Source organism: Mesorhizobium sp. WSM4983 (genome assembly GCF_029625765.1).
GTDB lineage: Bacteria > Pseudomonadota > Alphaproteobacteria > Rhizobiales > Rhizobiaceae > Mesorhizobium.
On sequence record NZ_JARTVM010000002.1, the window covers coordinates 368,303 to 394,870 of the forward strand.

Below are 26,568 nucleotides of genomic sequence, written 5' to 3' on the forward strand. Positions count from 1 at the left end.
ATGGTCAGTCTCGGCGCTCTCGCGCGTAAGGTTTTCGGCTCTTCCAACGACCGCCGAGTCAAGGCGACCAGGCCCCGGGTCGAGGCCATCAATGGGTTGGAAAACGAGATGCGGGCGCTATCCGATGCCGAGCTTGCCGGCCGCACCGAGAAATTCCGCCAGGACTTCGCCAATGGCGCCTCGCTCGACGACCTGCTGATACCGGCCTTCGCAACAGTGCGAGAGGCGGCCCGCCGCGTTCTCGGCATGCGTCCCTTCGATGTCCAATTGATCGGCGGCATGGTGCTGCACAATGGCGGCATCGCCGAGATGCGCACCGGTGAGGGCAAGACGCTGGTCGCCACCTTGCCGGTCTATCTCAACGCCCTCGCCGGCAAGGGCGTGCATGTCGTCACGGTCAACGACTATCTTGCCAAGCGCGACGCCGAATGGATGGGCCGCGTCTACAAGTTCCTCGGCCTCACCGTCGGCATCATCGTTCATGGCCTCTCCGACGACGAGCGCCGCGAGGCCTACGCCGCCGACGTTACCTACGCCACCAACAACGAGCTCGGCTTCGACTATCTGCGCGACAACATGAAGTATGAGCGCTCGCAGATGGTCCAGCGCGGCCATGCCTACGCCATCGTCGACGAGGTCGACTCGATCCTGGTCGACGAGGCGCGCACGCCGCTGATCATTTCCGGTCCGCTCGAGGACCGCTCGGAAATGTACAACACCATCGACGCCTTCATGCTGAAGCTCGGCCCGGCCGACTACGAGGTCGATGAAAAGCAGAAAACCACGATCTTCACCGAGGACGGCACCGAGAAGCTGGAAAACATGTTGCGCGATGCCGGCCTGTTGAAGGGCGAGTCGCTCTACGACGTCGAGAACGTCGCCATTGTCCACCACGTCAACAATGCGCTGAAGGCGCACCTGCTGTTCCAGAAGGACAGGGACTACATCGTGCGCAACGGCGAGATCGTCATCATCGACGAGTTCACCGGCCGCATGATGCCGGGCCGCCGCTATTCGGAAGGCCTGCACCAGGCCCTCGAGGCCAAGGAGCATGTGCAGATCCAGCCGGAGAACCAGACGCTGGCCTCCGTCACCTTCCAGAACTATTTCCGCCTTTACAAGAAGCTCGCCGGCATGACCGGCACGGCGCTGACCGAGGCGGAGGAATTCGCCAACATCTACAATCTCGAAGTCACCGAGATCCCGACCAACCTGCCGGTCGCCCGCAGGGACGAGGACGACGAGGTCTACCGGACGGTGGAAGAGAAGTACAAGGCCATCGTCAAGGAGATCCGCGACGCGCGAGAGCGCGGCCAGCCGATCCTGGTCGGCACCACCTCGATCGAGAAATCCGAGCAGCTGGCCGAGCGCCTGCGCAAGGAAGGCGTCAAGAATTTCGAGGTGCTCAACGCCCGCCACCACGAGCGCGAGGCGGCTATCGTCGCCCAGGCCGGCAAGCCCGGCGCCATCACCATCGCCACGAACATGGCTGGACGCGGTACCGACATCCAGCTCGGCGGCAATGCCGACATGCGCATCGCCGAAGAACTGGCGGATATGCCCGCCGGCCCGGGACGCGAAGCGCGCGAACAGCAGATCCGCGACGACGTCGCGCAGCTGAAGGAAAAGGCGCTGGCCGCCGGCGGACTCTACGTCTTGGCCACCGAGCGCCATGAATCGCGCCGCATCGACAACCAGCTGCGCGGACGTTCCGGCCGCCAGGGTGATCCTGGCCGTTCGAAATTCTTCCTGTCGCTGCAGGACGATCTGATGCGCATCTTCGGCTCCGAGCGCATGGACGGCATGCTGCAGAAGCTCGGCCTCAAGGAAGACGAGGCCATCATCCACCCGTGGATCAACAAGGCGCTGGAGAAGGCGCAGAAGAAGGTCGAGGCGCGCAACTTCGACATCCGCAAGAACCTGCTGAAATACGATGACGTCTCCAACGACCAGCGCAAGGTGGTTTTCGAGCAGCGCATCGAGCTGATGGATGGCGAAGGCCTGTCGGAGACGGTGGCCGAGATGCGCGAGGGCGTCATCGAGGAAATCGTCGCCAAGAACATCCCGGAAAACGCCTATGCCGAGCAGTGGAACGTCGCAGGCCTGAAGGAGGAAGTGGCGCAGTACCTCAATCTCGACCTGCCGATTGACGACTGGGTCAAGGAGGAGGGCATCGCCGAGGACGACATCCGCGAGCGCATCTCCGCCGCCGCCGAGGCAGCCGCCAAGGAACGCGCCGAGCGCTTCGGCCCCGACGTCATGAGCTATGTCGAGCGTTCGGTCGTGCTGCAGACGCTCGACCATCTGTGGCGCGAGCACATCGTCAACCTCGACCATCTGCGTTCGGTCGTGGGCTTCCGCGGCTATGCCCAGCGCGATCCGCTGCAGGAATACAAGGGCGAGGCCTTCGAGCTATTCCAGGGCATGCTCGGCAATCTGCGCCAGGCCGTGACCGCGCAGTTGATGCGCGTCGAGCTGGTCCGCCAGGCGGCTGAAGCGCCGCCGCCGTCGGCGCCGGATATGTTCGGCAGCCATATCGACGGCACCACCGGCGAGGACGACTTCCAGGGCGGCGAGACGGCGTTGTTGGTCCGCCAGGAATCCCATGCCATGGTGGCACCCGAAAATCGCGATCCGAAGAATCCCGCGACTTGGGGCAAGGTCGGCCGCAACGAGGCCTGCCCGTGCGGCTCCGGCAAGAAATACAAGCACTGCCACGGCGCCTTCGCCTGATCCCCTTCACTTCTTCTTCCCGGATATGACGGGGAGAAGGAAGCCCTCCACCCAACCGTTTCTTAATGTGTTTCGCATACACCGAAACCTTGGAAACAGGCGGAAAACGGAGAGTATTCGGGGTGCGCTTTTCCGCGGCGACGACTGCCGGGCGGTTCTTGCCGCAGCGCTGGGCGCTGCGCATGCGGCCGCTGCTTGGCCGCATCGACGCCGTGCTGTTCAGCGCCGACGAACGCGGCGAAGCCGGCCGCATGTCGCTGATCGCATTCACCATCCGCATCGTCAGCGCGGTCATCGCCTTCGTCAGCCAGGTGCTGATGGCACGCTGGATGGGCTCGTTCGAATACGGCATCTTCGTGCTGGTCTGGGTGACGATGGTCATCGTCGGCAATCTCGCCTGCCTCGGCTTCCACACCTCGGTCATCCGTTTCATTCCCGAATATCGCGAGCGCGGCATGCTCGCCGAGCTGCGCGGCATCGTGCTGGCGAGCCGGCTGTTCGTGCTTGTCGCCTCGACGGTGATCGCGGGGCTGGGCGCGCTCGGCGTGTGGCTCGCCTCGCCCTGGATCGAGAACTACTACGTCATTCCCTTCATCCTCGGCGTCATCTGCCTGCCGATGATCGCGATGGGCGACCTCCTTCAGGGACTGGCGCGGGCGAACTCATGGGCGCTGTTCGCCCTGTCGCCGACCTATCTGGTGCGGCCGGTGCTGATCCTGGTGTTCATGGCGCTTATGCTCGCCATGCACTACGTGCCGGACGCCAAGACCGCGATCTTCGCCTCGATCGCCGCCACCTATGCCACGACGCTCGGCCAACTGATGGGCGTCACCTCGCGCATGGACAAGCAGATCCCGGCCGGGCCGATGACCGTGCATTTCGGCCGGTGGTTCCTGGTCTCGCTGCCGATCTTCCTGGTCGAGAGTTTTTTCTTCCTGCTCACCAATGCCGACGTGCTGATGGTCGGCGCCTATCTCGAGCCCAATGACGTCGCCGTCTATTTCGCCACCGTGAAAACGCTGGCTCTGGTGCATTTCGTCTACTTCGCCGTCAAGGCGGGCGTTGCCCAGCGCTATGCGCAATTCACCCATGGCGAGCCGGAAAGGCTCGCCGCCTTCGCCCGCGAGACCGTCTCCTGGACCTTCTGGCCCTCGCTTGCGATGGCGCTGCTGGTGCTGGCGCTCGGCGAGCCGATGCTGGTGCTGTTCGGCCCCGAATTCACTGCCGGCTATCCGCTGCTTTTCCTGCTGGTCTTCGGCGTCGTCGCGCGCGGCGCCGTCGGCCCCTGCGAAAGCCTGCTCACCATGAGCGGCAACCAGAACATCTGCGCCGCCGTCTATGCCATGACGCTCGCGCTGAATATCGGTCTCAATGTCGTCCTGATCCCGCACTTCGGCCTCTGGGGCGCGGCGATCGCCACCAGCCTCGCCATGGTCTTCGAGGCCGGCGCGCTGTCCTTCACCGTCTGGCGCAAGCTCGGCATCGTCATGGCGATTTTCGTGCCCGCAAACAAGGAAGTCGCCTGATGGCCGCCATTCCGCTGCTTGAAGAGACCAGCGGCGGGCCCGCCGGCGCCATGGTGTCGGGCCTTGCCGGCCTCGTCAGGGAGGCCGATCCCGCCCATATCGAGCTGTTCGCCAACAACCGGCCGGAGCGCAAGCTCGCGATCTATCCCGCCTCGGCCGGCTTCGACCTAGTCGAGGAGCTCGACTATCTTAGCGCCCGCACGATCGAGCCCAACGTCTTCTTCAACCCGCGCTTCCTGGCGCCGGCCATGCCGAGGCTCGAGGACCGCGAAGTGCGGCTGGCGGTGATCCGCGACGGCGACGAGTTCCGCAACCGGCTGCGCCTCCTTGTGCCGTTCTCGGTCGAGCGCCCCGCAATTCCGCTCGGCGTCCCGGTCATGCGCACATGGTCGAGCCCGTTCGGCCCGCTCGGCACGCCGCTGGTCGATCGTGACGATCCGGTCGGCGTCATCGAGGATTTCTTCTCGATGCTGTCCAGGCCGCATCTCAAATTGCCGAAGGTCTTTGTGCTCCCCGACATCAAGCTGGACGGCCCGGTGGCGAGCCTGCTCACCTCCTTTGCCGACAGCCGCGGCCTGACCCTGGTCGTCACCGGCAAGGTCGAGCGCCCCGTGCTGGAAAGCGAAGCCGACGGCGACGACTACCTCAAGGCCTCGTTGCGCGCGCATCACTACCGTGAATTCCGCCGGCTGAAGCGGCGTCTCGCCGGCCTCGGCAAGCTGGACCATGTGGTGGCGCGCGGACCGGAAGAGATCCGCCACGCCATCGAAAGCTTCCTGACACTGGAGGCGGCCGGCTGGAAGGGCCGCGAGCGCACGGCCATGGCGATCGACCGCTACCGCGCCGCCTTCGCCCGCGAGGCGGTGCACAGGCTCGCCGAGCACGACATGTGCCGCATCCACACACTGACGCTCGACGGCCGCACGATCGCTTCTCTCGTCGTCTTCGTCGAAGCGGGCGTCGCCTACACCTGGAAGACGGCTTATGACGAGACGCTCTCGGCCTATTCGCCGGGCACGCTGCTGATGATCGAGGTGACCAAGCAGCATCTCGATGATCCCAATGTCGCCACGACCGATTCCTGCGCGGTGCCCGACCATCCGGTGATGAGTCGCCTTTGGACGGAGCGCAAGCCGATGGGCACGCTGGTGGTCGGCCTGACGCCCGACGCCGACCGGCCGGCCCGCCAGGCGGCCTCGCAGCTCCATCTCTACCGCGAGACCCGCAACATGGCGCGGCTCCTGCGCAATCGCATGCGGAGCCTCTTGAAAAGGCGCTAGCTGAAAGGCCGCACACCGGCTATGGCATCCGGCGGCCGGATCCGGCCTGCCTCTTCACAAAGCAATCCAGATGTTCGAAACCTTCCTGCGCTTCGCCCGCCTCTGTGCGCCGCTTGTCCTGCTCGCCATGCTCCCGGCGCGAGCCTTCGCCGAGTCCTGCCCCGAGGATTGCTCCGAGCCTGCGCCCGTCGACATCTACAGCCACACCACCGCCGGCCATATGGCTCCAGCCGCGGCAGCTGCGTTGCCGCGCGTCTATGTGCCCAACCGTTCCTCGAACAGCGTTTCCGTCATCGACCCGGCGACGCTGAAGGAGGTCGACAGGTTTGCGGTCGGCAGCAAGCCGCAGCACGTCGTTCCTTCCTGGGACCTGAAGACGCTTTGGGTGGCCAATAACGGCACCGGCAAGAACGGCAGCCTGACGCCGATCGACCCGACGACCGGAAAGCCCGGCAAGCAGGTGCCGGTCGACGACCCTTACAACATGTATTTCATGCCGGACGGCAGCGCCGCCATCATCGTCGACGAGGCCCTGAGGCGGCTCGATCTGCGCGATCGGCGGACCATGGCGCTGCAAGCCGTCATCCCGACGCCGGCCTGCCCCGGCATCAACCATGCCGATTTCGCGGCCGACAATTCCTATGCGATCTTCACCTGCGAATATGGCGACGGCGGACTGGCCAAGATCGACCTGAAGAACCGCAAGGTGCTCGGCCATCTCGACCTGTCGAAGATGGGCATGCCGCAGGACATAAGGCTCTCGCCCGACGGCAAGGTCTTCTACGTCGCCGACATGATGAATGACGGCGTCTTCCTGATCGATGGCGACAGCTTCAAGGAGATCGGCTTCATTCCGACGGGCATTGGCGCGCACGGCTTCGTCGTTAGCCGCGACGGCAAGCGGCTCTATGTCTCGAACCGCGGCTCGCACAAAATGGAACAGGGCCGCGCCGACGGGCCGGGCAGCGTGACGGTGATCGACTTCGCGACCCGCTCGGTCGTCGCCCAATGGCCGATCCCCGGCGGCGGCAGCCCCGACATGGGCAATGTCAGCGCCGACGGCAAGCAGCTCTGGCTCTCCGGCCGCTTCGACAGCGAGGTCTATATGATCGACACGACGTCGGGCGCTGTCACGAAGATCCGCGTCGGCGTCGAGCCGCACGGCCTGACGGTGTGGCCGCAGCCGGGGCGATACTCGCAGGGGCATACGGGGAATATGCGGTAGGGTGTCGGTGACCTGCACATGCTGACGACCTCAATCTCAATGGAGCCTTGTCACCATGTCCGCCGACCTTCCGCGACGGCTCGCTGCCGATGAACTTGGAACTCGTCAGACCGTATTTCGATCATTTTCGAAATAGGAGTTGACCGGCGGCGGCGGAGGGTGCAGTCTATTTCCATGAAACTCGAACAAGCCGCAAAACAGCTCGAAGCCATCGGCAACCCGACACGGCTCAAGCTCTATCGCACACTGGTCAGAGCCGGCGAAGCTGGCCGGCCGGTGGGGTACTTGCAGGACACCCTTGGTATCGCGGCCTCGACGCTGTCCCATCACCTGCATCGCCTCATTCTGACCGGCCTCGTGACGCAGGAGCGTCAGGCGACGACCCTCATCTGCCGGGCCAACTATCCTATCATGCGCGACTTGATCGGCTTCCTGGCTGACGAGTGCTGTGCTGACGCAGCTTGCGGCGCGACGGAGAGCGACGCGGCGGCATAGCCTCTTTTTTTGCATCGTATTTCGATGATCCCGGAAGGATGGAAAAAATGTCGATGAACGACCCTGACGCCCTCCCTGTCGCCGTCATCGGAGCCGGCCCGGTCGGCTTGGCGGCTGCCGTCCAGCTCATCCAAAGGGGGCTCCAGGTGAAGGTCTATGAGGCCGGCGTTGGCATCGGCACAAATCTCAAGGACTGGGGCCATGTCCGGGTGTTCACGCCTTGGCGCTACTGTGTTGATCAGGCGTCCCGAAAGCGTCTTGAGGAGAGCGGCTGGACGATGCCCAAGCCCGAGGCGTTCCCCACCGCTGATGAACTGATTGCCCGCTACCTCGAGCCGCTAGCAAGGCTCCCTGAACTCTCCTCGTCCATCGAAACCAGTGCACGCGTGATTGCTGTTTCGCGCTGGGGCGCAGACAAGGTCTTGAGCAAAGATCGAAAGGCGCGACCGTTCATGCTGGTGGTCGAAACCAGGGAAGGCATCAGGCGCGACAGTGCACGAGCCGTCATTGACGCCTCAGGCACGTGGCAGACGCCAAATCCACTTGGGGCCGGTGGTGTCCCGGCGGAGGGCGAAGCGGAGTTCGCAGACAAGATTGCCTATGGCATTCCCGACATTCTCGGCCGCGACCGCACCCTTTATGCCGGCCGCGCCACGCTTGTTGTCGGTTCGGGTCATTCGGCCGCCAATGCCCTGCTCGATCTCGATAGGCTGGCTGCGGTTGAGCCGGGAACCACTTTTGTCTGGGCGACACGCGGGACCGATCTGGTTCGCATTTACAGCGGCGGAGACTTGGATCAACTGCCGGCCCGTGGCGAGCTTGGTTCTGACGTTCGCGAACTTGCGGAGAGCGGGCGCACAAAGCTCGTCACTGGGTTCGCAACGCTGGCCATCCGCCGCTCAAACGGCCGCCTGGCAGTCGAAGGTCAAACGAAGGATGGCCTACAAACTCTCGGGCCTTTCGACTGCATCATCGCGGCGACCGGCCAGCGGCCCGATCTGTCCCTTACGCGCGAGCTTAGGCTTGATCTTGACCCATGGCTTGAGGGCGTAAAGGCGCTGGGGCCTCTGATCGACCCCAACGAGCACTCCTGCGGCGATGTTCCCCCGCACGGTTATCGCGAACTGAGCCACCCCGAGCCCGACTTCTGCACTGTCGGCGTTAAGAGCTACGGCCGCGCCCCGACCTTCTTGCTGCTGACCGGGTATGAACAGGTGCGGTCGGTCGCGGCAGCCATTGCTGGCGACATGGCGGCCGCGGATGCGGTGCAACTGGTGCTACCCGAAACCGGCGTCTGCACGGTTCCCCAGTCGACCATACGCGCGACCGCTGGCGGATGCTGTGGTGGTCCCGCTTCTTCCGAGGCTGACGCCTGTTGTCTCGCCGATGCTGAAGCGAAGGCCGCTGGCAAGGGTGGCTGCGGGTGCGGGGTGGCAGCCTAATCGCATCACGCCCGATGGAACGCAGTCGCCGAACGATCATCACCGTCCTCGGCCTGACCCAAATCATGGCCTGGGGGTCCACCTATTACCTGCCGGCGGTGATTGCGCCGACGGTCGCCGCCGACACCGGCTGGCCGCTGGCTTGGGTCGTGGGTGGATTGTCGCTTGGCCTGCTCGTCGCCGGGCTGATCTCACCTCGCGTCGGCTCGTCCATTGAGCGCCACGGCGGCCGGAACGTTCTTGCGTTCAGCGCCGGCTGCATCGGCGTCGGCCAGATCGGGCTCGCTGCCTCGCCGAACCTTGCCGCCTACATCGCAGCGTGGCTCGTTGTTGGGCTTGGAATGGGGGCGGGCTTGTACGATGCCGCCTTCGCGACCCTCGGCCGGCTCTACGGACATAGCGCGCGCTCGGCCATCACAACCCTTTCGCTGTTCGGCGGCTTCGCCAGCACGTTCTGTTGGCCGATCTCGGCCTTCCTGATGGGCGAGACGGGCTGGCGCGGCACATGCCTCGTCTATGCTTCGGTGCAGTTGTTCTTCGCCCTGCCCCTTTATCTCGTAATGTTGCCGCGTCGGGCGCCGCTGCCGAGCGTCACAGATCGGCCGGGAAAGGAGCAGGTGGGCACCCCAGTTCAGCCGGCCGCAGTTCCGATCATGGTCGTCCTGGCTGCCACGCTGACCTTGGCGGCGGTCATTTCGGCGACGGTGTCAGTTCATCTCCTCACCATCTTGCAGGCCAGCGGCATGGCGCTCGCCGCTGCCGTTGGGCTCGGGGCACTGGTCGGCCCTGCTCAGGTGTCGGCGCGTGTCGTCGAGATGATCATCGCCCGCTACCATCATCCCATCTGGACCAAGTTCGCGTCGGTGAGCTTCGTCGCCACCGGCATTGGTGCGCTCTGCGTCGGGGTTCCGGTGGTGCCCGTGGCGCTGGCGTTCTACGGTGCAGGCATCGGCCTCGAAACGATAGCGCGAGGCACGCTGCCGCTCGCTCTGTTCGGTCCGTCGGGATACGCGAGACTGATGGGGCGACTTGCCATGCCCAGCTTGATCGCTCAAGCAGCAGCGCCGTCTGTCGGAGCGCTATTGTTGGAGCATGTGGGCGCTCACGGCACTCTAGCAGCTCTCGCTGGCTTGGCGCTGCTGAACGTCGGACTGGCGTGTAGCCTTGGCTGGCTGATCTTCCGTCGTCGAACCTTAGAGGTACAGGCGCAGTGATGCTTTGTAACCGGCCGGTAGCCCTGTGAAGTGGTTGGCCAGCCCATGAACCTCCGTCACTTCGGCTACTGCCTGGTTGATGTCAAAGAGACCAATTGGTGCCCCTAGCCGGGATCGAACCAGCACTCCTTGCGGAACTCGATTTTGAGTCGAGCGCGTCTACCAATTCCGCCATAGGGGCTCAGGCCGGGCAGCCTGGATGGGCGCGGACTATACGGGCGGACAGGCTTTCGTCAACTGGCCTGTTGCCGATTTGCAGGCGCTCTGCACCCGGCCATGCCTTTCAGTCTCGTGAAGGTGCCGCCATTGTGCGGCGCGGAAAATCTTTCTAGACAGGGGATGCGTTGAAGCGCCTCGGATCCCAAAGGGTGGATGCGGCGCTTTGGGACCTTGTCTTCCTGCCACCCGGTGTCCAAAACCACTGCGCGCTTTTCAGGAGAGCCGATGCTTCGCGGACTTTACGACTGGACGATGTCCCTGGCGGCAAGGAAATCGGCCGAATGGTGGCTGGCCTTCATCGCCTTCGTCGAAAGCTCGGTCTTTCTGGTTCCGGCCGACGTGCTCTATCTGCCGATGGCGCTGTCCAAGCCGGAGCGCGCCTATCGCTACGCGCTGGTAGCAACGGTGGCCTCGGTGCTCGGCGGCGTCGCCGGCTGGTTCATCGGCCACTACGCCTACGAGGCGGTCGCCAAGCCGATTCTGGAATTCTACGGCAAGTATGACGAGTTCGAGCAGCTGCGCACCTCATCCGGCGTCGGCTTCATCGTCCTGATGCTGATCACCTCGGGCGCGGCGCATTTGCCGCCGATCAAGGTCGTGACGATCCTGTCAGGCGTCATCGGCGTCAACCTCCTGCTGTTCATCGTGCTGGCGATCGTTGCGCGCGGCGCCCGTTTTCTGCTGCTTGCCTGGCTGCTGCGCCGCTACGGCGAGTCGATCAGAGAGTTCATCGAGAAACGGCTGGGCATGATCGTCAGCGCCGGCGCCGCTGCCCTTATTTTGCTCTATATCGCGGTCAGATACGCTCACGGATAATGCATGTCGCCCAAAAGTGCGCAGCGGTTTTGGGAGAACGACATGCATCGAAACAAGACTCAAGCGCGGCGCCTGAATTCATTTCTGCGCGACGCGCTTTAGGTGCCAAGCGAACGGATCACGACCGATGACAGCGACCATGACCGCCGACACTGGACGCCAGCGGACGCGTGCCGCGCTGTTCCTGGCCGTCGCCATGGGAGCGACCGTCGGCTCGGCGCTCGCCTTCCAGTATATTGGCGGCTACATCCCCTGCCATCTCTGCCTGGAACAGCGCACGCCCTATTACATCGGCGCGCCGCTGATGCTGGTCGCGGCCGCTGCCTCGATGATGCGCGCGCCGGCCTGGCTGACGCGCGGCCTGCTGGCGATCGGTGGCCTGTTGATGCTCTATGGCCTCTATCTCGGCGTCTACCACGCGGGCGTCGAGTGGGCGTGGTGGCCTGGCCCCGCCGACTGCACGGCCGGCGCCGGTCCGGTCGACACCGGCGGCAAGGGCGTGCTCGATGCGCTGGACAAGTTCGTGCCGCCCTCCTGCGACAAGGCCGCGCTTCGCATTCTCGGCCTGTCGCTCGCCGGCTGGAACGCCATCGCTAGCCTCATCCTGGCCGCCGTCGCCTTACGCTGCGCGCTCGCGCGCGACTGAGCTACACAGCCGTAGTGACGGGGAGAAAAGAGGCCGTCATCAATGGCTTCGCCAATGATCGACGTGCAGAATGGGTGACGTCGCGGCGGACAGTTCCTTCTCCCCGTAACTAAACGGAGAGAAGGTGGCGCCAGCCGGATGAGGGCAACGCCGAAGATCGGCAATTTGTCGTTGCATGGCCGGTCGATTGTGCCGAACTCTACGGCTCCAATTCGACATCCCAGTAGAGATAATCCATCCAGCTTTCATGCAGATGGTTGGGCGGGAACAGGCGGCCGTTATTGTGCAGATCGTGCACGGTCGGCTGATAGGGTTTTTGCAGCGGCCACATCTTGGCCTGCGCCGGCATCATGCCGCCTTTCCTGAGATTGCAGGGCGAGCAGGCGGCCACGACGTTCTCCCAGGTCGTCGCCCCGCCGCGATGGCGCGGGATGACATGGTCGAAGGTGAGATCGTCGGTCGTGCCGCAATACTGGCACTGGAAGCGGTCGCGCAGAAAGACGTTGAAGCGGGTGAAGGCGGGATGCCGCGACGGCTTCACATAGGCCTTCAGACTCACCACGCTCGGCAGCTTCATCGAGAAGGTCGGCGAGGAGACGGCGTGTTCGTATTCGGCGACGATATTGACCCGGTCGAGGAAGACAGCCTTGATGGCGTCCTGCCACGACCAGAGCGACAGGGGGTAATAGCTGAGCGGACGGTAATCCGCATTCAGCACCAGCGCGGGAAGCCCATCCGGAGATACGGCAACCGTCACGTAGTTGGCCTCCTTCGTTCCAAACCGAACGCCACGGATACTGTAAGCCCGACATGACAGGGATGTGAAGCGGATTGTCGTTCGGCGAAACGTTCAAAAACGCATGATTTTCATGCTTTTTCGGCCATCTCGACAGGTGGCGCCGCGTCCCTGCCCTTCAATTCCCGATAGTAGGCCCAGAAAAGCCGCGACGCGACCCCTCGCCACGGGCTCCATGATTCGGCCAGTCGAATCAGAGTTTTCTCCGGCGGACGAGGGTCGATGCCCAGGGCATGGCCGACCGCCGTCTGCAGCGCGACGTCGCGCGCGGGAAACACATCGGGGTGGCCGGCGGCGAACAGCAGGTAGCACTCCGCCGTCCACGGTCCGATGCCCGGCACCGCCGTCATCGCCGCGATCGCCTCGTCGGCATCGAGCGAGCAGAGATGGTGGAGGTCAAGCCCGCCGGCCACGGCTTGCGCGATGGCGATCAGCCCGCGCTGCTTCGGCCGCGACAGGCCGGCCTCGCGGAAAATATCCTCGCCGGCGCAAAGGATGCCTTCCGGCGTCAGCGGATCGACCAGCCTGATCAGCCGGCCGAAAATGGCATCGGCGCTGGCGCGGGACACCTGCTGCGAGACGATGATCGACGCGAGGCTGCCGAATCCGGGCTCGGAGAGCCTCAGCGGCACCTCGCCGGCCATGCCGCGTACCTTCTCCAGCCGTGGATCGAGCTGGCAGAGCGCGTCGAGTCCTGCCGCAATGTCGTCGAGCGAGGCGATGCGTTGCACGTTTGCTTGTTCCCAGGGCGCTCATGAAGTGGCAATTGATGGCTAACTATCAACCGGCGGAAGCGCCTTTCAACCCGAATGCCGTCCGAGACATGACGCTCCTGACATTCCGCTTCGCGCCGAGCCCCAATGGCGAGTTGCATCTCGGCCATGCCTATTCGGCGCTGCTGAACCGGCAAATGGCGGCGCGGGCGGGAGGACGGCTGTTGCTGCGCATCGAGGACATCGACATCACCCGCTCCACCCCGGAATTCGAGGCCGGCATATTCCGCGACCTGGAATGGCTGGGGTTCGAATGGGAAGAGCCCGTGCGGCGCCAGTCCGAACATTTTTCCGAATACAGGGCCGTGCTCGACCGGCTGATCGCCGAGGAACTCGTCTATCCCGCCTTCATGAGCCGCGGCGAGATCCGCGCCTTCATTGCCGAGACCGAGAAACGCGGCCGCGACTGGCCGCGCGACCCCGACGGCGTGCCGCTTTACCCGCCGCTCGACAAGGCACTTCCGACTAAGGAGCGCAGGCGGCGCATCGCCGAGAACAAGCCTTTTGCCTGGCGCCTCGACATCGAGGCAGCCATGGCGCGCGTGCCGGGCGCCTTGTCATGGGTCGAGTTCACTGACGAGACTATGGCCGCGACGCACACGGTCGACGCAACGCCGCAGGCTTGGGGCGACGTCATCGTGGCGCGCCGCGATATCCCGACCAGCTACCATCTCGCGGTCGTCGTCGACGACGCGCTGCAGGGCGTCAGCCATGTCGTGCGTGGTCAGGATCTTTACGCGGCGACCAGCGTGCAGCGCCTGTTGCAGGACCTGCTCGGCCGCCCCGCGCCGCGCTACCTCCACCATCGGCTGATCCTCGGCTCAGACGGGCGGAAGCTGTCGAAGAGTTTCAAGGACACCGGCCTTGCCGCACTCAGGCAGGCAGGCGTGTCGCCGCAGGATGTCATGCGGCTGGTTGGGCTTTGACTACAAGCGAGCCAGTCCGGCCTTGATCAGCGCCATCACGCTGATGAAGACGAAGGCGCCGCTCAATCCCCATGCCACAGCTAGCTTGATATCCCGGAAGGTGATGCCGTGCTCGTTGGCGATCATCACCGCAACGAAAAAGCCCAGCGTGAAGAGCAGCGTGTTGCCGGTCGAGCCGAAGCCGTCATCCTTCATGATGGCATCGAGCGCGGTGCCGAAGAAGAATCCGAAGACCGCGACGGTGGCGACCGCGAACAGCAGCCATGTCGTCCCGAGATGCAAAAGCATGCCTGCTCATGGCGTGCCTTAACGCCATGCCCCTCTTGGCACCGTTTGTTGAATTCGGATGAGCTTATGGATCAACCGTTTCGTTTTGCTTGCCGAATTGATCGGCATTAGAGCAATTGCCGACGTCAACTTTTCACGCGCAGCCAGAGCCCTCCTTCCAATGCACAGCATCAAGCGGTTCATCCCCGCCTCTTTCGTCGTTCTGTGGGCGACCGGCTTCATCGGCGCGCGCTATGCAATGCCATGGGCGGAGCCGTTCACCTTCCTTGCCATCCGCTTCGTGCTGGCGGCGATCCTGTTTGCGGGACTGACCGTCCTTATCGGCTCGCGACGGGCCACCCGCGAGGAGGCGCTTCATGCGACGGTGGCCGGCGTCCTAATGCACGGCGTCTATCTGGGCGGCGTCTTCTGGGCGATCCACAGAGGCATGCCGGCCGGGCTTTCGGCGCTGATCGTCGGCCTGCAGCCGCTGATCACGGCGGTGCTCGCCGGCAAATTTCTCGGCGAGGCGATCCTGCCGCGCCATTGGGCGGGCCTTGCCGTCGGGCTTCTGGGCGTCGTCATCGTGCTCTGGCCAAAGCTCGGCATGATTGGCGGCGGTGTTACCGCGGCAACGCTGACGGCCTCGCTGGTCTCGGTGCTCGGCATGGCCGCTGGTACGATCTGGCAAAAGCGCTTCGCCTCCGGCGGCGACCTCGTCTCGGCGACCATGTGGCAGTATGTCGGAGGCTCGGTCGTCACGATCCTGGGGTCGCTCGCCTTCGAGACGCGCACCATCACCGTCAACGGCGAGCTCATCTTTGCCATGGCATGGCTGGTCCTGGTGCTGTCTCTCGGCGCCATCTTCCTGTTGATGGTGATGATCAGGGACGGCGAGATGTCGAAGGTCGCATCGCTGTTCTATCTTGTGCCCGCCGTAACCGCCGTCATCGCGTGGGCTCTGTTCGGCGAAGCGCTCACTCTGCTGCAGATCGCCGGCATGGCGATCGCCACTTTGGGCGTCGGGCTCGCGACCGCCCGTCAGGATAGAGCTCAACCCACGCGGGCGCGCGCCTCGAGATAGCGGCTGATCGCGGCATTGAGCTCGCCGCCAAGGATGAAAATGGCCGAGATGATGTAGAGGAACACCACCGCGATCATGATCGAGGCCAACCCCGCATAGGTCGTCACATAGGACGAGAAATGGTCGAGATAGGTGGCGAAGATGGTCGAGCCGGCCAGCCACGCGACCAGCGTGAAGACGATGCCCGGAACGATGGAAACGAAGCGGCGCTTGCCGGCCGGCAGCCAGATATGCACCGCGAACAGGCCGATGACGATGACCGTCGAGGCGATCACGTAACGCCATATGGTGATCGTGCCCATATAGGGCTTGATCCATTCCAGATGCGCCTCGGCCAGCCGCGCGAGCAGGGGCGCGAGCACCAGAAGCACGCTGACGGCGAGAAAGCAGGCCGTCGCGATCAGCACGAAGACGATGCTCTGCACCCTCCGATGGATGATGCCGCGCGTCTCGGTAACGCGATAGGCGCGGTTGAGCGAGGTGCGCAGCGCCTCGATGCCGTTCGAGGCGAAGTAGGCGGCCAAGAGCACGCCGTAGGTCAGGAGGTCGCTGCGCCGCACGGTGAGCACATTCTGCACCTCGCGCGCGATCGGCTTGGCAATCTGCTCCGGCCAGGTGTCGAAGACCAGATGCACGGCCGTGTCGGCGAAGGCGCGCGCGCCGAGAAAGCTGGCCAGCGTCGTTGCGAAGATCAGGAACGGAAACAGCGCCATCAGCGAAGTGATCGCCAGATGGCTGGCCATTGCCCAGCCGTCGTCGGTGGTGAAATGGCCGATCGCATCGTAGAGCACGCGCTTGACCGCGACGATATTCCTGAGCAAGGACCCGCGCTCCGCTCGATTGTGTCGACGCCGCGAATATGGGAAGGGATTGCGGCAAATGGCAACCCCAGGTCCCACAACGTTGCCCACCGCTGAACAGTTGCGCAGCATCATCGTCACCGGCACCTCCTCCGGCATAGGCGCCTATTGCGCGCGCGCACTGAAGGCGGAAGGCTGGCGCGTGTTCGCCACGGCGCGCACACCGGCCGACATCGCCGCGCTCGAGGCGGAAGGCATCGAAGCCTTCTATCTCGACTATCGTGAGCCTGAGTCCATCGCCGCCCTGGCCGATGCCGTGCTGGAGCGCACGGGCGGCACGCTCGACGCGCTGTTCAACAATGGCGCCTACGCGCAGCCCGGTGCCGTCGAGGACCTGCCGGTCGAAGCGCTGCGCGAGCAGTTCGAAGCCAATTTCTTCGGCTGGCACGACCTGACCCGCCGCGTCGTGCGCGTCATGCGCCGCCAGGGCCACGGCCGCCTCGTCCACTGCTCCTCGATCCTGGGGCTCGCCCCGGTCCGTTTTCGCGGCGCCTATTCGGCGTCGAAACATGCCGTCGAAGGCCTGATGCTTTGCCTGCGCCAGGAGCTCGAAGGCAGCGGCATTCATGTCTCGTTGATCGAGCCGGGGCCGGTGACCTCGAAGATCGCCAGCAACGGCCTGGCATGGTTCTTGAAGAACATCGACGTCGAGAACTCCGTTCACCGCGCCGACTACCAGGCGCAGCTGGCGCGGCTCAAGGCCGGCGGCAGCGTGTCGCGTCTGAAGCCCGGACCTGAGGTGGTCCATGCCGCCTTGCGCCACGCGCTTCTGTCACAGCGCCCGCACCCGCATTATGTGGTAACGGTGCCGGCCAGAATCGGCGTCGCGCTCAAGCGCATCCTGCCGGCCTCTATGCTCTACCGCGTGCTCGCCAGGCGGGCCTGACCGAAACCCAACTGGAGCCAGCCACATGGCAACCGTCTTCAACTTCCTCGCCATTGTCGTCATGGCCGCCGTCGTGTTCGTGCTGATCCGCGGCCTCGTCAACATGATGCGCGGCGGCTCCGGCTTCACCTCCAACAAGCTGATGCAGGCCCGCGTGCTGCTGCAGTTCATAGCTCTGGTGCTGATCATGCTGACCGTCTACTTCACCCGCAAGTAACGGGCCGGGGAGGAGAACGTGGTCAAGCTCAACAAGATCTATACCCGCACCGGAGACGACGGCACCACCGGTCTGGGCAGCGGCGAGCGGCGCCTGAAGTCAGATCTGCGCGTCGAAGCCTACGGGACGGTGGACGAAGCAAATGCCTGCGTCGGCATGGCGCGCGTCCACACCGCAACCGATCATCCGGTGCTCGACGCCATGCTCTCCCGCATCCAGAACGATCTTTTCGACCTCGGCGCCGATCTTGCGGTGCCGGACGACGGCAAACCGCTCGACTACGAGCCGCTGCGCATCGTCGCCGCGCAGACCGGGCGCGTCGAAAAGGACATCGATGCTCTCAACAACGACCTGCAGCCGCTGAAATCCTTCGTGCTGAACGGCGGCACGCCTGCCGCGGCAGCCCTGCATCTTGCGCGCACCGTAACACGGCGCGCCGAACGCCTCATGGTGGCGCTGGCGCAGGACCCGGCCGAGCACGTCAACCGCGAAGCACTGAAATACATCAATCGCGTCTCCGACTTCCTGTTCGTCGCCGCGCGGGCGGTCAATGACAACGGAAATGGCGACGTGCTATGGGTTCCCGGCAAGAACCGCTGACAATCGGGTATGGCGGGAGGGTCCGATGTTCATCCCGCTCTATGACACCAACAGGCTCCGCCACATCCGCCTGCAATATGTGACGATCGGCCTGATCGCCGCGAATGCCTTGGTCTATCTCGCGACCACGCTTGGCGGCGAGAGCTTCACCAATGCCGCAGTGCTTGGCCTCGGCTTCATCCCCTCTGTCGTCCATGACAAGGTGGAGCTGTCGCCCGAATTCGTCGTCATTCCCGAAAGCCTCAGCTATCTCACCTATTCCTTCCTGCATGCCGACATCTTTCATCTCGGCGGCAATATGCTGTTCCTGTGGGTGTTCGGCGACAATGTCGAGGACGCGCTCGGCCATATCCGCTACCTGATCTTCTACCTCGCCTGCGCGGCGGCGGGCGCTTTCTTTCAAGGTTTGGTCGGCTGGGATTCCCAGGTGCCGCTGATCGGCGCCTCCGGCGCCATCGCCGGCGTGGTTGCGGCCTATCTGATCCTCTATCCGAGAGTTAAGGTGTGGGTATTGGCCTTTGCGCGCATTCCCCTGCGCATCCCCGCCTTCATCCCGCTCGTCCTTTGGATCCTGTTCCAGCTCGTGATGTTTGCCGCCGGCGGAGAGGATCAGATTTCCTGGGCCTGCCACATCGGCGGCATCATTGCCGGCGCCGTTCTCGTCCTGGTGTTGCGCAGTCGCGGCGTGCCGCTGCTTGCCGGCGCAGACGGCGAGCCGGACCCGACGCCGAAGGTCCAGGAGGTCCCTCTCCCGATCGAGCCCGGACCAACGCCCGAGGCACCGGCACAGACGGCGCCTCGATGGGGCCGCGGCGCGGCGTCGCCGCCAGACTGAACCGATTTGAGTGCGACGTGCATATTGACGCGCCGGACTGCCGCCACTACGGAACGCCACCGCAGAGCATGATCCCGAAAAGTGGGAACCGCTTTTCGGAATGATCATGCTCAACCGAAACATCGGGGTGGAACTGCTTCTTGGCCGTTGGAGACCAGAATTCCGCCCGGAATGTCGGCTTTCGACAACTCTGACAAGGCGCACACTGCTATAGCGCGCCCGACTATCTCAGGAGAGGTGACAGGAAAATGAAGATCCTTGTGCCCGTGAAGCGGGTTGTGGACGCGAACGTCAAGGTCCGCGTTAAGGCCGACGGACTGGGCGTCGAGCTTGCCAACGTCAAGATGGCGATGAACCCGTTCGACGAGATCGCGGTCGAGGAAGCGATCCGGATCAAGGAAGCCGGCAAGGCCGAGGAGATCATCGTCGTCTCGATCGGCCCGCAGCAGGCGCAGGAGACGCTGCGCACCGCGCTCGCCATGGGCGCCGATCGCGCCATCCTGGTCAAGACCGACGAGCAGACCGAGCCGCTGGGTGTCGCCAAGGTGTTGAAGGGCGTCGTCGAGGCCGAGAAGCCCGGCCTCGTCATCCTCGGCAAGCAGGCGATCGACGACGACAGCAACCAGACCGGCCAGATGCTGGCGGCGCTGCTTGGCTGGGCGCAAGGCACCTTCGCCTCAAGGATCGAGCTCGCCGGCGATCATGCCAAGGTAACGCGTGAGGTCGACGGCGGCCTGCAGACGGTTGAGCTGAAAATGCCGGCGATCGTGACCGCCGACCTTCGCTTGAACCAGCCGCGCTATGCATCGCTCCCCAACATCATGAAGGCCAAGAAGAAGCCGCTCGACGAGAAGAGCCCGGCCGACTACGGCGCCGACGTCAAGCCGCGCCTGAAGGTGATCAAGACCGAGGAGCCCGGCGGCCGCAAGGCGGGCGTCAAGGTCAACAGCGTCGCCGAGCTGGTCGAGAAGCTCAAGAACGAAGCCGGCGTGCTCTAAAGCGGTCAGGAAAGGAACAGGAAAATGGCAATTCTCCTCATCGCCGAACACGACAACGCAAGCCTTTCCGACCAGACCGCCAAGGCGCTCGCGGCGGCCCTGCAGATCGGCTCGGATGTCGATGTGCTGGTCGCCGGCAAAGGCGCCAAGGCGGCAAGCGACGCGGCCGCCAAGCTGAAGGGTGTTCGCAAAGTCCTGCTGGCCGAGGCCGACGAGCTCTCCGAACGCCTGGCGGAGCCGCTGGCCGCACTCGTCGTCTCGCTCGCCGGCTCCTATGACGCGATCGTCGCCCCCGCGACCTCAGCGGGCAAGAACGTCGCGCCGCGCGTGGCGGCCCTGCTCGACGTCGCGCAGGTCTCCGAGATCATCGAGGTGGTCACGCCCGACACCTTCAAGCGGCCGATCTATGCCGGCAACGCCATCCAGACCGTGCAGTCGACCGACGCCAAGAAGGTGATCACGGTGCGCACCGCCTCCTTCCAAGGGGCGCCCGAGGGCGGCTCGGCCCCGGTCGAGACGGTGAACGCCGCCGCCAATCCCGGCCTCTCCTCCTTCGTCGAGAACAAGCTCTCCGAAAACGACCGTCCCGAGTTGACCTCGGCCAAGATCATCATTTCGGGTGGCCGTGCTCTCGGCTCGTCGGAGAAGTTCCAGGAAGTCATCCTGCCGGTCGCCGACAAGCTCGGCGCCGCTGTCGGTGCCTCTCGCGCAGCGGTCGATGCGGGCTATGCCCCCAATGACTGGCAGGTCGGCCAGACCGGCAAGGTGGTCGCCCCCGATCTCTACATTGCCGTCGGCATCTCGGGCGCCATCCAGCATCTTGCCGGCATGAAGGATTCCAAGGTCATCGTCGCCATCAACAAGGACGAGGAAGCGCCGATCTTCCAGGTTGCCGACTACGGTCTCGTCGGCGATCTCTTCGTCATCCTGCCGGAGCTGCAAAAGGCGCTTTGACGCTTTCTGCTCTGGCATATTAAAATCGGAAGGGTGGGGTAGACGAAGTCGCCCCGCCCTTTTAGTTTGCACTGCACAAAAAGCAGGCCGGTAAAGGCTTGCGCAATTCCAGGAAAAGTCCGTACGGTTTTCCCTCCGGAATTGCGATAAACAAAAAAGGCAATTCCAGGAAAGTGCCGAGCCACTTTGCGTCCGGAATTGCGGGAAACAAAGAGAAGGGAGCGCTTCCGTGCCTCGCAGAAGCGGAAATGCTCCAGACGGGATTGGGGTAATGAGCAAGATCGAGACGATCGGCATTGTCGGCGCAGGTCAAATGGGGGGCGGTATCGCCCACGTCTCGGCGCTGGCCGGCTACAAGGTCCTGATCCACGACATCTCGCCCGACCGGGTCGAGAAGGGCATCGCCACGATCAGCGGCAACATGGCCCGTCAGGTCGGTTCGGGAAAGCTCGAGGAGAAGGCGCGCAACGAGGCGATGGCCCGCATCTCATCGGCGTCCGCCATGGCCGATCTTGCCGCCGCCGACCTCGTCATCGAGGCGGCGACCGAGGATGAGACGGTCAAGCGCAAGATCTACGCCCAGCTCTGCCCGCAGCTCAATCCGGAGGCGATTCTCGCGACCAACACCTCCTCGATCTCGATCACCCGGCTCGCCGCGCAGACCGACCGGCCTGAGCGCTTCATCGGCATACATTTCATGAACCCGGTGCCGGTGATGAAGCTGGTCGAGCTGGTGCGCGGCATCGCCACCGAGGACCAGACGTTCGAGGCCGCCAAGACCTTCGTGAACAGGCTCGACAAGACGATCACCGTTTCGGAGGATTTCCCGGCCTTCATCGTCAACCGCATCCTGTTGCCCATGATCAACGAGGCGATCTACACGCTCTATGAGGGCGTCGGCACGGTGGACGCCATCGACACCGCCATGCGGCTCGGCGCCAACCATCCGATGGGGCCGCTACAACTGGCCGACTTCATCGGTCTCGACACCTGCCTGTCGATCATGCAGGTGCTGCATGAGGGCCTGTCGGACTCCAAGTATCGCCCCTGCCCGCTGCTGGTGAAATATGTCGAGGCCGGCTGGCTCGGCCGCAAGACCGGCCGCGGCTTCTACGACTATCGCGGTGACCATCCGGTGCCGACGCGCTGAGCCCCGCGACTGAACGCTCACTGCGCGGCGTTCAGGATGCCGCGGCAAGCGGCAGGGGCGCCGCCTCGTCCTTCGAAACTTCATCGGGTGCTGCCGAAACGCAGCCGCGGCCGGCCGCCTTGGCGGCATAGCAGGCGGCATCGGCGCGGGCGATGATCTCGTCCACCTCGCCGCAGCCGGCGCGGATCGGCGCAAGCCCGATGCTGGCGGCGATCGAATGCGGACGACCGTCCCAGCTGAAGCCCAGGTTGCGGATGGCTTCGATGATGCAACGCGCCGCGACCGTCGCTCGCGCCGGCGCGCCCGATTTCAGTATGACCGCGAACTCGTCGCCGCCCAGGCGGGCGACGATATCTTCCGGCCCGAGCACGTTGCGGATGGCGTCGGCGACGCGCTTCAGCAGCGCATCGCCCGCCGCGTGGCCGCCAGTGTCGTTGACCGCCTTGAGTGGTCGAGATCGACGAACATGAACTGATGCTCGCCGCCATTCAACCGGCACCGATCGACCAGCTCCTCCATCGTGCGGATGAAGCTTGGGCGGTTGGCGAGCCCGGTCAGCGCGTCATGCGCCGCGGCATAAGCGAGCTGGCGCTGCAGGGCGCGCGCGTCGGTGAAATCCTGGAAGACGATGACGAGCCCGCAGAACTCGTCGCGGTCGTTCATGATCGGCGACACCATTTGGCGGATGCTGCAGCGCGTGTCGTCGCGCCTGATGAGCACGGCGCGGGCGTTCTGATCGCAATGATGACGGTCGGCGGCCGAAGATCGTGTCAGGCCGATCCTCTGCCCGGTTTCCTCGTCGACCGCCCAGTAGACATCGCCGAGCACCTTGCCGAGCGCCTCGCCGCTGGCAATGCCGGTGAGCTTCTCGGCGACCGGATTCATGAAGGTGACGCGGTTCGCGGCATCGGTGCAGATCACCGCGTCGCCGATCGACTGCAGCGTCACCCTGAGCCGCTCCTTTTCGTCGGCGAGCATCGCCGCCGAGACCTTGCGCCGTTCTTCGGCCTCCTTGCGCTCCGTGATATCGGTCAAGCTGCCGATCGCCCGGATCAGCCGGCCCTCGCGGTCGCGTTCGATCGCCTTGCCGCGGTCGAGGATCCAGACCCAATGGCCGTCCTTGTGGCGCATCCGGAACTCGGCCTCGAAGAAGGCCGTCTCGCCGTCAAGATGCGCCCGGTCCGCCTCGGCGACGATTTGGCGGTCGTCCGGGTGGATCATCGTCAGCCAGCGGTCGGGGTCGCCGTCCAGCTCGCCATCGTCATAGCCCAGCATTCTGACCCAGGTTTCGGAGTAAGTCGTGCCGCCCTTGCGCATGTCGAGGCTCCAGACGCCTTGTCCGGCGCTGGTCAGCGCGAAATTCCAACGCGTCTCGGCTTCGGCGATGCGCGCTTCGGCCTGCTTGCGCGCATCGATGTCCTCGATCTGCGACACAAGATAGAGCGGCTTGCCGGTCTCGTCTTCGCGAATGACCGAGCCCGCGAGCTGCGCCCAGACCGGAGTGCCGTCCTTCTTGAGGTAGCGCTTCTCGAAATGAAAGGAATCGATCTTTCCCTCTTTCAGCGCGATCATCGTCTCACGGCCGATCTGCAGATCGTCGGGATGCGTGATCTGGAAGAAGGTCAGCGCCTCGATTTCCGCCCGGCTGTAGCCGAGCATCGCCGCGAAGGCGGGATTGGTCTGAAGGATGCGGCCGTCGAGGCCGACGATGGCGACGCCGATCGCCGAATCTTCCATCGCGCGGCGAAAGCGCTGCTCGCTCTCGGCAATCTGCCGGCGGTCGTCGATGATCCTGCGGATGAACAGCGCCGAGACAAAGAGCGTCACGGCGGTGACGGCGACCGATATCTGCAGGCAGAACTTCAGCGCGTCCGCACCGAGCTCCAGCGCCGGCAACAGGACCGACGCCATCAGGGTGATAAGCCCTGCCGCCATCAAGGCGAGCACAGCGCGCTTGCCGGCCCGCGGACCTTTCCAACTCAACCACGCCACAATGCGATCCCACCCCATGCGCAACTGCCACAACCCTGGCGGATCGATTTTAAGGAATGGTTGTAAGCTGCGGCGGCCACGCCGCTAACCGGCAAAGCAATTGCCGGCATGATTAAGGATCGGTGTGTAATCCTACCAGCGGACGAAAAACCGTCCGCCAAGCGCGCCGAGTGCGGTGAGGAAAGCGATCGCGATCGTGTACCAGGTGGCGACGAACAGCGGCGAATCGTCGAAGCAATGCGCGGCATAGAAGGTCGCCGCCAAGCCGCCCGCGAGCAGGCCCGCGACCGCGCCGGCCAACACCGGCCGCGTCGGCGCGCCATAGCGCAGCATGCCGAGGAAGATAGCCAGGGGACCGATGCCGATCAACGGGATAAAGCTCATGCAGATCATCATGTTGGAACCCACGAGCCGCCTGCCCCAGTCCGCCTCCGGCACGACGAAAAGCTCCAGGATGACCGCGATCACGACGAGCGCAGGCGCGGCGAGCGTCCATAGTTTCGCTCGCCTGCTCGCCGCACCGGGCGTCGACAGGGCTCGGATCAGAGCGAATGCGCTGCTCGTGAGCGCCAAGGTGAAGACGAACTTCGACATGAAGCGCATCGTATGCATGGCCGGCATGATGTCCGGGCGCGGACCGATGGTCATGAAAAAGACCACCGCCGCGACCACAACCGCCACGCCGACGGCCAGCCACCAGGCGAGGCCAAGCGGCATCGCCTTGTTGCGGGCATCGGCGTCGAGCGCCTTTATGAGGTCCTCGGTTCTCATGTCACCGTCGTCCGAACCTTTTGGCGATCGCGGCAAGGCCGCGATGCAGCGACACGCGCACCGCCGTCTCGCTGATGCCGAGCTTGACCGCCGTTTCGCCGATCGAATGGCCGTCGACCGAGATCAAGGAAACCACGGAACGCTGCGAGGGCGGCAAGCCGTCCAGGGCCCGGTTTATGTCGCGCTCGCTCACCGTCTCCGCTTCCGGCTCGGCGAACGTCTCTGCGATCTCGTCGATCTCGACCTCGATGCGACGGCCGCGCCTGCGGAATGCATCGATCAGCTTGAAGCGGGCGATCGCATAGACCCATGGCAGCACCGGCGCGTCTTCTCGCCACGTGTGCCGTTTGACGTGAATGGCCAGCAAGGTTTCCTGCACGACATCCTCGGGGTCGACCCCGCCCTGGACGATCTTGCGCCGGACGAAGCCGCGAACGAGAGCGGCTATCCGGTGAAGAAAGTCGGCGTAAGCCCTTTCGTCTCCCGCGATCGCGGCCCTGAGCAGCCGGGAAAGCTCGGCCTCGTCCTTGCCGGTCACAAGAGTTTACCCCCGATGTTCGCGTCTCGGCCCTGGTTTGTTACGTGTCCGGCGAAATAATGTCCAAGCCAAAGTACCGGAAAATCACGAAAGTTTGCGGCACGGCGACCGATTGAAGCAGGCCGGAATGTTGACTATCGTAATCAGGTATTTATAGGTGCGCCTGAGCCCGAACCCCTGTCTCCAGATTTGAGGACGATGCCCATGAAAACTGCCTTTTCCACTCTTGCCGGCGCCGCCGCGCTGGCCCTCGGCCTGATCGCCGGACCGGCCATGGCGGAGGATGCAGGCATCATCGTCTACAACGCCCAGCATGAAAGCCTGGCCAAGGAATGGGCGAAGGGCTTCACCAAGGAAACCGGCATCAAGGTCACGCTGCGCAACGGCGGCGACAGCGATTTCTCCAACCAGATCGTTGCCGAGGGTGCTGCCTCGCCGGCCGACGTGTTCCTGACAGAGAATTCGCCTGCAATGGCGCTGGTCGAGGCGGCCGGCCTGTTCGCGCCGGTGGATGCCGACACCCTCGCTCAGGTTCCGCAGGAATACCAGCCTTCGAGCGGCAAATGGGTGGGCGTCGCCGCGCGCAGCACCGTCTTTGCCTACAACAAGGACAAGCTCAAGGAAGGCCAGCTGCCCAAGTCGCTGCTCGACCTTGCCGATCCGAGCTGGAAGGGCCGGTGGGCCGCCTCGCCGTCCGGCGCCGATTTCCAGGCCATCGTCAGCGCGATGCTCGAGCTCAAAGGTGAAGCCGCGACTTCCGACTGGCTGAACGCCATGAAGGAGAACTTCACCGCCTACAAGGGCAACAATACGGTGATGAAGGCGGTCAATGCCGGGGAGATCGATGGCGGCGTGATCTACCACTACTACTATTTCGGCGACCAGGCGAAGACCGGCGAGAACAGCAAGAATGTCGGCCTGCATTATTTCAAGAACCAGGACCCGGGCGCGTTCGTGTCGATCTCTGGCGGCGGCGTGCTGGCCTCGAGCAAGCATCCGAAGGAAGCCCAGGCTTTCTTGAAGTGGGTCACCGGCAAGGCCGGCCAGGAGGTTTTGAAAACCGGGACCTCTTATGAATACGCGGTCGGCAAGGATGCCATGTCGAACCCGAAGCTCGTGCCGCTGGCCGATCTGCAGGCGCCCAAGATCGATCCGACGCACCTGAACTCGAAGAAGGTCATCGACCTGATGACGCAAGCCGGCTTGCTTTAGTCCGCGTTCGTCCTAAAAGGACAACCGACCGTGCTCCCGCCGGAATTCGCTTTCCGCGGGAGCGCTTTTGTTTTGGAGATGGCCTCGTCGATGACGATCATCTGCGTTTCCGA

27 protein-coding genes and 1 tRNA gene are annotated in these 26,568 nt (G+C 64.2%); 19 read left to right on the forward strand and 9 right to left on the reverse strand.

Annotation, left to right across the window (positions count from 1 at the left end):
- The 7 genes from secA to P9254_RS09055 all read left to right on the forward strand — a co-directional run bounded on the left by secA (nt 1) and on the right by P9254_RS09055 (nt 9,915).
- The gene (secA, locus tag P9254_RS09025) at nt 1-2,733 is read left to right on the forward strand and encodes a preprotein translocase subunit SecA (RefSeq protein ID WP_278053252.1); all 2,733 of its coding nucleotides are present in this window, start codon (nt 1-3) and stop codon (nt 2,731-2,733) included.
- A 122-nt stretch (nt 2,734-2,855) separates the two neighbouring features.
- The gene (locus P9254_RS09030; protein ID WP_278053254.1) at nt 2,856-4,259 is read left to right on the forward strand and encodes a lipopolysaccharide biosynthesis protein; all 1,404 of its coding nucleotides are present in this window, start codon (nt 2,856-2,858) and stop codon (nt 4,257-4,259) included.
- The gene (locus P9254_RS09035) at nt 4,259-5,539 is read left to right on the forward strand and encodes a GNAT family N-acetyltransferase (protein WP_067319080.1); all 1,281 of its coding nucleotides are present in this window, start codon (nt 4,259-4,261) and stop codon (nt 5,537-5,539) included. Before P9254_RS09030 ends, P9254_RS09035 begins: the two co-directional genes overlap by 1 nt.
- A gap of 70 nt (nt 5,540-5,609) precedes the next feature.
- Nucleotides 5,610-6,764 carry a YncE family protein gene (locus P9254_RS09040; RefSeq protein WP_278053257.1) on the forward strand — a complete coding sequence of 385 codons (1,155 nt, stop codon included), beginning with the start codon at nt 5,610-5,612 and terminating at the stop codon, nt 6,762-6,764.
- Between the two features lie 174 nt (nt 6,765-6,938).
- Entirely contained in the window at nt 6,939-7,259 is a 321-nt protein-coding gene (locus P9254_RS09045; protein WP_066990141.1) for an ArsR/SmtB family transcription factor, read from the forward strand.
- 53 nt (nt 7,260-7,312) lie between these two features.
- Nucleotides 7,313-8,701 (forward strand): NAD(P)-binding domain-containing protein, encoded by a 1,389-nt coding sequence (locus P9254_RS09050; protein ID WP_278053570.1) that lies wholly within the window; start codon nt 7,313-7,315, stop codon nt 8,699-8,701.
- A gap of 14 nt (nt 8,702-8,715) precedes the next feature.
- A complete protein-coding gene (locus P9254_RS09055; protein WP_278053260.1) occupies nt 8,716-9,915 on the forward strand; it encodes an MFS transporter in 1,200 nt (399 codons plus the stop codon).
- A 96-nt stretch (nt 9,916-10,011) separates the two neighbouring features.
- On the opposite strand, the gene P9254_RS09060 is transcribed toward P9254_RS09055, so the two are convergent.
- Nucleotides 10,012-10,096: transfer RNA gene (locus P9254_RS09060), tRNA-Leu, on the reverse strand.
- 263 nt (nt 10,097-10,359) lie between these two features.
- On the opposite strand from P9254_RS09060, the gene P9254_RS09065 reads away from it, so the two are divergent.
- Together P9254_RS09065 and P9254_RS09070 are read left to right on the forward strand one after the other, a co-directional pair.
- Nucleotides 10,360-10,950 carry a YqaA family protein gene (locus tag P9254_RS09065; RefSeq protein ID WP_095831101.1) on the forward strand — a complete coding sequence of 197 codons (591 nt, stop codon included), beginning with the start codon at nt 10,360-10,362 and terminating at the stop codon, nt 10,948-10,950.
- Nucleotides 10,951-11,077: 127 nt separating this feature from the next.
- The gene (locus tag P9254_RS09070; protein WP_278053264.1) at nt 11,078-11,596 is read left to right on the forward strand and encodes a disulfide bond formation protein B; all 519 of its coding nucleotides are present in this window, start codon (nt 11,078-11,080) and stop codon (nt 11,594-11,596) included.
- Between the two features lie 199 nt (nt 11,597-11,795).
- Here the strand turns inward: P9254_RS09070 and P9254_RS09075 are convergent, their stop codons facing one another.
- Nucleotides 11,796-12,353 carry an HNH endonuclease gene (locus tag P9254_RS09075; protein ID WP_040970486.1) on the reverse strand — a complete coding sequence of 186 codons (558 nt, stop codon included), beginning with the start codon at nt 12,351-12,353 and terminating at the stop codon, nt 11,796-11,798.
- A 110-nt stretch (nt 12,354-12,463) separates the two neighbouring features.
- Nucleotides 12,464-13,123, reverse strand: coding sequence for a DNA-3-methyladenine glycosylase family protein (locus tag P9254_RS09080; RefSeq protein ID WP_066990156.1), 660 nt, complete (start codon nt 13,121-13,123; stop codon nt 12,464-12,466).
- A 92-nt stretch (nt 13,124-13,215) separates the two neighbouring features.
- On the opposite strand from P9254_RS09080, the gene gluQRS reads away from it, so the two are divergent.
- Nucleotides 13,216-14,091 (forward strand): tRNA glutamyl-Q(34) synthetase GluQRS, encoded by an 876-nt coding sequence (gluQRS, locus tag P9254_RS09085; RefSeq protein ID WP_278053571.1) that lies wholly within the window; start codon nt 13,216-13,218, stop codon nt 14,089-14,091.
- Here gluQRS and P9254_RS09090 read toward each other — a convergent pair whose 3' ends face one another.
- Nucleotides 14,092-14,379 (reverse strand): hypothetical protein, encoded by a 288-nt coding sequence (locus P9254_RS09090; RefSeq protein WP_066990158.1) that lies wholly within the window; start codon nt 14,377-14,379, stop codon nt 14,092-14,094.
- A gap of 160 nt (nt 14,380-14,539) precedes the next feature.
- On the opposite strand from P9254_RS09090, the gene P9254_RS09095 reads away from it, so the two are divergent.
- Complete coding sequence (locus P9254_RS09095; RefSeq protein WP_278053266.1) at nt 14,540-15,442, forward strand: DMT family transporter; 903 nt, start codon at nt 14,540-14,542, stop codon at nt 15,440-15,442.
- Here the strand turns inward: P9254_RS09095 and P9254_RS09100 are convergent.
- A complete protein-coding gene (locus P9254_RS09100) occupies nt 15,412-16,263 on the reverse strand; it encodes a YihY/virulence factor BrkB family protein (RefSeq protein WP_066990164.1) in 852 nt (283 codons plus the stop codon). The two genes, P9254_RS09095 and P9254_RS09100, sit on opposite strands and share 31 nt — an antisense overlap.
- 58 nt (nt 16,264-16,321) lie before the next feature.
- Between P9254_RS09100 and P9254_RS09105 the strand changes: the two genes are divergently transcribed.
- The 7 genes from P9254_RS09105 (at nt 16,322) to P9254_RS09135 (ending at nt 21,942) form a co-directional block, all read left to right on the forward strand.
- A complete protein-coding gene (locus P9254_RS09105) occupies nt 16,322-17,188 on the forward strand; it encodes an SDR family oxidoreductase (protein ID WP_127240565.1) in 867 nt (288 codons plus the stop codon).
- 25 nt (nt 17,189-17,213) lie between these two features.
- A complete protein-coding gene (locus P9254_RS09110) occupies nt 17,214-17,405 on the forward strand; it encodes a twin transmembrane helix small protein (RefSeq protein ID WP_127240566.1) in 192 nt (63 codons plus the stop codon).
- 18 nt (nt 17,406-17,423) lie between these two features.
- Nucleotides 17,424-18,005 carry a cob(I)yrinic acid a,c-diamide adenosyltransferase gene (locus tag P9254_RS09115; RefSeq protein ID WP_127240567.1) on the forward strand — a complete coding sequence of 194 codons (582 nt, stop codon included), beginning with the start codon at nt 17,424-17,426 and terminating at the stop codon, nt 18,003-18,005.
- Nucleotides 18,006-18,030: 25 nt separating this feature from the next.
- Nucleotides 18,031-18,840 carry a rhomboid family intramembrane serine protease gene (locus P9254_RS09120; RefSeq protein WP_127240568.1) on the forward strand — a complete coding sequence of 270 codons (810 nt, stop codon included), beginning with the start codon at nt 18,031-18,033 and terminating at the stop codon, nt 18,838-18,840.
- A gap of 248 nt (nt 18,841-19,088) precedes the next feature.
- Nucleotides 19,089-19,838, forward strand: coding sequence for an electron transfer flavoprotein subunit beta/FixA family protein (locus P9254_RS09125; protein ID WP_127216820.1), 750 nt, complete (start codon nt 19,089-19,091; stop codon nt 19,836-19,838).
- Nucleotides 19,839-19,862: 24 nt separating this feature from the next.
- Nucleotides 19,863-20,792, forward strand: coding sequence for an electron transfer flavoprotein subunit alpha/FixB family protein (locus P9254_RS09130; RefSeq protein WP_095799913.1), 930 nt, complete (start codon nt 19,863-19,865; stop codon nt 20,790-20,792).
- A gap of 271 nt (nt 20,793-21,063) precedes the next feature.
- Nucleotides 21,064-21,942, forward strand: coding sequence for a 3-hydroxybutyryl-CoA dehydrogenase (locus P9254_RS09135; protein ID WP_066990182.1), 879 nt, complete (start codon nt 21,064-21,066; stop codon nt 21,940-21,942).
- A gap of 31 nt (nt 21,943-21,973) precedes the next feature.
- Here P9254_RS09135 and P9254_RS09140 read toward each other — a convergent pair whose 3' ends face one another.
- The 4 genes from P9254_RS09140 to P9254_RS09155 all read right to left on the reverse strand — a co-directional run bounded on the left by P9254_RS09140 (nt 21,974) and on the right by P9254_RS09155 (nt 25,243).
- Nucleotides 21,974-22,441, reverse strand: coding sequence for a GGDEF domain-containing protein (locus P9254_RS09140; RefSeq protein ID WP_278053269.1), 468 nt, complete (start codon nt 22,439-22,441; stop codon nt 21,974-21,976).
- Nucleotides 22,339-23,934 (reverse strand): PAS domain S-box protein, encoded by a 1,596-nt coding sequence (locus P9254_RS09145; protein WP_278053270.1) that lies wholly within the window; start codon nt 23,932-23,934, stop codon nt 22,339-22,341. The genes P9254_RS09140 and P9254_RS09145 overlap by 103 nt, the downstream gene beginning before the upstream one ends.
- A 132-nt stretch (nt 23,935-24,066) precedes the next feature.
- Entirely contained in the window at nt 24,067-24,705 is a 639-nt protein-coding gene (locus tag P9254_RS09150) for an NrsF family protein (RefSeq protein ID WP_127243011.1), read from the reverse strand.
- Nucleotide 24,706: 1 nt separating this feature from the next.
- On the reverse strand, nt 24,707-25,243 hold the full coding sequence (locus P9254_RS09155; protein ID WP_278053274.1) for a sigma-70 family RNA polymerase sigma factor: 537 nt from the start codon (nt 25,241-25,243) through the stop codon (nt 24,707-24,709).
- Nucleotides 25,244-25,447: 204 nt separating this feature from the next.
- Here P9254_RS09155 and P9254_RS09160 point away from each other — a divergent pair, with 204 nt between their 5' ends.
- Nucleotides 25,448-26,455 carry an iron ABC transporter substrate-binding protein gene (locus P9254_RS09160; RefSeq protein ID WP_278053277.1) on the forward strand — a complete coding sequence of 336 codons (1,008 nt, stop codon included), beginning with the start codon at nt 25,448-25,450 and terminating at the stop codon, nt 26,453-26,455.
- Nucleotides 26,456-26,568 lie beyond the last annotated feature (113 nt).

Coding starts and splice junctions, on each gene's coding strand:
- secA (WP_278053252.1), top strand. CDS start 1: ATGGTCAGTCTCGGCGCTCTCGCGCGTAAGGTTTTCGGCTCTTCCAAC.
- P9254_RS09065 (WP_095831101.1), top strand. CDS start 10,360: ATGCTTCGCGGACTTTACGACTGGACGATGTCCCTGGCGGCAAGGAAA.
- gluQRS (WP_278053571.1), top strand. CDS start 13,216: ATGACGCTCCTGACATTCCGCTTCGCGCCGAGCCCCAATGGCGAGTTG.
- P9254_RS09050 (WP_278053570.1), top strand. CDS start 7,313: ATGAACGACCCTGACGCCCTCCCTGTCGCCGTCATCGGAGCCGGCCCG.
- P9254_RS09070 (WP_278053264.1), top strand. CDS start 11,078: ATGACAGCGACCATGACCGCCGACACTGGACGCCAGCGGACGCGTGCC.
- P9254_RS09160 (WP_278053277.1), top strand. CDS start 25,448: ATGAAAACTGCCTTTTCCACTCTTGCCGGCGCCGCCGCGCTGGCCCTC.
- P9254_RS09130 (WP_095799913.1), top strand. CDS start 19,863: ATGGCAATTCTCCTCATCGCCGAACACGACAACGCAAGCCTTTCCGAC.
- P9254_RS09110 (WP_127240566.1), top strand. CDS start 17,214: ATGGCAACCGTCTTCAACTTCCTCGCCATTGTCGTCATGGCCGCCGTC.
- P9254_RS09040 (WP_278053257.1), top strand. CDS start 5,610: ATGTTCGAAACCTTCCTGCGCTTCGCCCGCCTCTGTGCGCCGCTTGTC.
- P9254_RS09135 (WP_066990182.1), top strand. CDS start 21,064: ATGAGCAAGATCGAGACGATCGGCATTGTCGGCGCAGGTCAAATGGGG.
- P9254_RS09095 (WP_278053266.1), top strand. CDS start 14,540: ATGCACAGCATCAAGCGGTTCATCCCCGCCTCTTTCGTCGTTCTGTGG.
- P9254_RS09090 (WP_066990158.1), bottom strand. CDS start 14,379: ATGCTTTTGCATCTCGGGACGACATGGCTGCTGTTCGCGGTCGCCACC.
- P9254_RS09045 (WP_066990141.1), top strand. CDS start 6,939: ATGAAACTCGAACAAGCCGCAAAACAGCTCGAAGCCATCGGCAACCCG.
- P9254_RS09125 (WP_127216820.1), top strand. CDS start 19,089: ATGAAGATCCTTGTGCCCGTGAAGCGGGTTGTGGACGCGAACGTCAAG.
- P9254_RS09105 (WP_127240565.1), top strand. CDS start 16,322: ATGGCAACCCCAGGTCCCACAACGTTGCCCACCGCTGAACAGTTGCGC.
- P9254_RS09055 (WP_278053260.1), top strand. CDS start 8,716: ATGGAACGCAGTCGCCGAACGATCATCACCGTCCTCGGCCTGACCCAA.
- P9254_RS09150 (WP_127243011.1), bottom strand. CDS start 24,705: ATGAGAACCGAGGACCTCATAAAGGCGCTCGACGCCGATGCCCGCAAC.
- P9254_RS09120 (WP_127240568.1), top strand. CDS start 18,031: ATGTTCATCCCGCTCTATGACACCAACAGGCTCCGCCACATCCGCCTG.
- P9254_RS09035 (WP_067319080.1), top strand. CDS start 4,259: ATGGCCGCCATTCCGCTGCTTGAAGAGACCAGCGGCGGGCCCGCCGGC.